This is a genomic window from Holdemanella sp. DFI.5.55 (assembly GCF_020593575.1).
Lineage (GTDB): Bacteria > Bacillota_I > Bacilli_A > Erysipelotrichales > Erysipelotrichaceae > Holdemanella > Holdemanella hominis.
The window spans coordinates 1-3,131 of sequence record NZ_JAJDMK010000127.1 but is presented as its reverse complement, the minus strand read 5'-3'; the positions used below and the strand labels follow the sequence as shown (position 1 = coordinate 3,131).

Annotated in this window: 5 protein-coding genes; 4 read left to right on the top strand and 1 reads right to left on the bottom strand. The window is 32.8% G+C overall.

Annotation, left to right across the window (positions count from 1 at the left end):
- From rmuC to LJE08_RS15170, 4 genes are all read left to right on the top strand, one after another.
- Positions 1-942: DNA recombination protein RmuC (gene rmuC / locus LJE08_RS13185; RefSeq protein WP_227403468.1), on the top strand; the 942-nt coding region annotated here is incomplete at its 5' end.
- Complete coding sequence (locus tag LJE08_RS13180; RefSeq protein WP_186998920.1) at positions 939-1,466, top strand: macro domain-containing protein; 528 nt, start codon at positions 939-941, stop codon at positions 1,464-1,466. The genes rmuC and LJE08_RS13180, both read left to right, overlap by 4 nt.
- Positions 1,463-1,990, top strand: coding sequence for a class I SAM-dependent methyltransferase (locus tag LJE08_RS13175; RefSeq protein WP_227403467.1), 528 nt, complete (start codon positions 1,463-1,465; stop codon positions 1,988-1,990). The genes LJE08_RS13180 and LJE08_RS13175 overlap by 4 nt, the downstream gene beginning before the upstream one ends.
- 69 nt (positions 1,991-2,059) lie before the next feature.
- Positions 2,060-2,182 carry a hypothetical protein gene (locus tag LJE08_RS15170; RefSeq protein WP_255466296.1) on the top strand — a complete coding sequence of 41 codons (123 nt, stop codon included), beginning with the start codon at positions 2,060-2,062 and terminating at the stop codon, positions 2,180-2,182.
- A gap of 21 nt (positions 2,183-2,203) precedes the next feature.
- Here the strand turns inward: LJE08_RS15170 and LJE08_RS13170 are convergent, their stop codons facing one another.
- Positions 2,204-3,043 carry a metallophosphoesterase gene (locus LJE08_RS13170; RefSeq protein WP_117924569.1) on the bottom strand — a complete coding sequence of 280 codons (840 nt, stop codon included), beginning with the start codon at positions 3,041-3,043 and terminating at the stop codon, positions 2,204-2,206.
- Between the last annotated feature and the right edge of the window lie 88 nt (positions 3,044-3,131).

The following is a 3,131-nucleotide window of genomic DNA, read 5'->3' as shown; positions in this document are numbered from 1 at the left end:
AAGGAGATGTATGTTGTAAATGACCAGCTAGATGGGTCAATTACAATATACCAGGTTTTAATGGAAATCATTATCTTAATATTATTATGCGTTGTGATTGTATGCTTGATTGTTTTGTTGATGCAAAATAAGTCGAAGGAAGTAGAAACTTCAAGTGCAGATTCTTTGATTCTACAAAAGAATTTTGAATATCTTTTAAAACAAGTACAGGATGTTCAAAAGAATCAGGCTACTTCAAAAGTGAGCTTGAATCAAATGGAAGAGTATTTATATCGTATGAATATGGTCATGACAAATACAAAACTTAGAGGAAACTGGGGAGAATATCAATTGGATATGCTTCTAAGTGTATATTGTGGTCAAAATCCATCTATCTATTCGATGCAGTATACTTTGCCAAATGGAAAGATTGCGGATTGTGCTTTTCATTTACCAGACACGAATAAAGTGTTGTGTATTGATTCAAAGTTTCCTATGGAAAATTATATGAATCTTCAGGAAGATATGGATACATATCTAAGACCTTTTAAGATGAATATGAAAAAACATATTGATGATGTAGCAAATAAATATATTAATATGGATACGATGCCTTATGCTTTATTGTTTGTGCCTAGTGAAGCGATTTATCAATTTGTATGTGCTAAATGTGATGATTTATTTACATATGCCCTTCAAAAACATGTTATGTTGGTATCTCCAACTACACTTGTAGCGGAAGTGATGACTTTACTATCAAGTACAAAGGATTTTTATCGCACAAGCCATATGGAAGAAATCGAACGAAATATTTTGTTGCTGCAGGAGGATGCGAATCGTCTTGTAGAAAGAAGTGTAAGGGCAGAAAAAACGTTGGAAACTTTGGCAACACAATTCCATGCGGTTTCTATTTCTGCACAAAAATTATCAAGTCGAATGACTAAGATGGGAGAAGACGAATGATTAGTACATTAAAAGGAAATATATCATTATTGGATTTTGATTTGATTGTGGATCCAACCAATCAACAAGTTTTACCAATGCAAGGAGTGAGCGCACAGATATTTCATCAGTCTGGAAATGAAATGATGAAGGCTTGTCAGGCTTTAAATGGTTTAGAAGTAGGAAAAGCTAAGATGACAGAATCTTTTAATTTGCCATGTAAAGCAGTTATTCATACGTGTGGACCTCGTTATATAGATGGCGCTCATAATGAAGATGAATACTTGGCTGCATGTTATTGGAATAGTATGGCATTGGCGTATGATTATATGCGAAAAAATGATATGGAATCGATCAATATTGCCTTTCCATGTATTTCTACAGGTATCAATGCATATCCAAATCATGAGGCTTGTGCAATTGCGATTCAAACCGTAAAACGATTAATGAATAAGTTTCCTGAGACAAGGGCTATTCATGTATGTTTTGTGTGTGATAAAACCGAAGATTATATGTTATATAAAGAGGCATTAAGACTACGATGAAATCCATGGTTGATTTATCCCATGAATTTTTAAAGCCAGTTCTTCATAAACAAGCAATATGTGTGGATGCGACATTAGGACAGGGAAAAGATACAGATTTCTTTTTGTCGCAGAATGTGCATAAAGTATATGGCTTTGAAATTCAAAGGGATGTTTTTGAAAGTACAAAAGAACGATTGGATGATCAAAGAACTTGTTTCTATAATGTTGGACATGAACATATGGAAGAATATATTTATGAAGAAGTGGATGCGATCATATTTAATTTTGGGTATTTTCCTCAAGGTGATCGTGACATCACAACCCAATCTTCTTCAAGTGTAAGTGCAGTTAGACAAGCTTTGCATCTTTTAAAAGTAAAAGGAAGAATGGCACTTGTGATGTATCCACATGAATCGGGACAGGAAGAAGCTAAATGTATGGAAAAGTTTTTAAAAACACAAACATCGATTCAGGTACAGAAAGTACAAAACTTGTTGTTGGATCATTGTCCATACTTATTATTAATAGAAAAAAGAAGATAAAAATCCGTAGTAGTATTCTTATGATAAAATTTAAGTAGAGATATTCGAATAGAAAAGAGGGTGACATGCATGTTTCTAACTATCTTTATCATAATAATCTTAGTATTCATCTTGTTAGAACTAGCTTCTATTAAAGATGAAATCAAAAAGAACAATGAACTTCTAATTCAATGTCTAAAGAAAAAAGAATAAGAGGCTGATTTAATAAGCCTCTTATTTACTTTGTAGCATGAAATAATAGATTTCTGGTTTTGCCATAAAACGAAGATTTACGTGTGTGCATCCTACACCGGATGAAATGATGTATGGAAAGGCAAGACGTTTTGCGTGGGAACGATTCAATGATTTTGCCCCATCTATCGATTTATATCCACCAAAAATAGGGAATGTGATTTGATTGCCATGAGAGTGTCCACATAATGCAAGGGATATTGATTTTGTGGATAATTCTTCATTAGTCAGTGTATCTGGCATGTGAGTAATGAGCAGATTGTATTGTTTGTCTGACGTTGAAATTTTACTTGGATCTGGAATATTTGATAATGCACTTAATGTAATGCCTTCCTCTTTTTTGTTTGTAAGAAGAATTGTTTCATTTTCTAATATTTCAAATTGTGCCTGATTTAAAATGGAACGAACTACGTCGTTGTTTGCATCATCCTTTTCGCCTAAGACACAAAACTTACCTAGTGGAGCATGCATCTTAGATAATTTATTGGTGATATAATCCATGTCTTCTTGATTCATTTGACAGGTTTCATCAAATAGATCGCCACCAAAAATCAGAATGTCTGGATCTAAATGTTCAATTTTATTAAAGAGTTTATCAGCTCTTTTTTTATTTTCAAATTTACCATATTGCACATCCGTAAAATAAACAATGGATACATCATTCATTGAGGATGGAATCTTTTCATCTTTCAATGTTTTATATTGTACACTCAATTGTTCGGGCTCAACATTTTTTGCGATTTTCAAAGATCCTAGCATACTTAATACGATTGCAAATAATATGGCAATGATGATAAACATTTGTTTCTGTAACTTTGTCATGAAACTATTTTATCATAAAATAGAAAAGACATCACTCAATGTCATTAAGTTAAGAAATGACGGTTTTGAGGGGAACACAAAAAATGTG

Bases quoted from the DNA above. Each gene is read 5' to 3' on its own strand.
- LJE08_RS13180 (WP_186998920.1), top strand. From the start codon at position 939: ATGATTAGTACATTAAAAGGAAATATATCATTATTGGATTTTGATTTG.
- LJE08_RS13170 (WP_117924569.1), bottom strand. From the start codon at position 3,043: ATGACAAAGTTACAGAAACAAATGTTTATCATCATTGCCATATTATTT.
- LJE08_RS13175 (WP_227403467.1), top strand. From the start codon at position 1,463: ATGAAATCCATGGTTGATTTATCCCATGAATTTTTAAAGCCAGTTCTT.
- LJE08_RS15170 (WP_255466296.1), top strand. From the start codon at position 2,060: ATGTTTCTAACTATCTTTATCATAATAATCTTAGTATTCATCTTGTTA.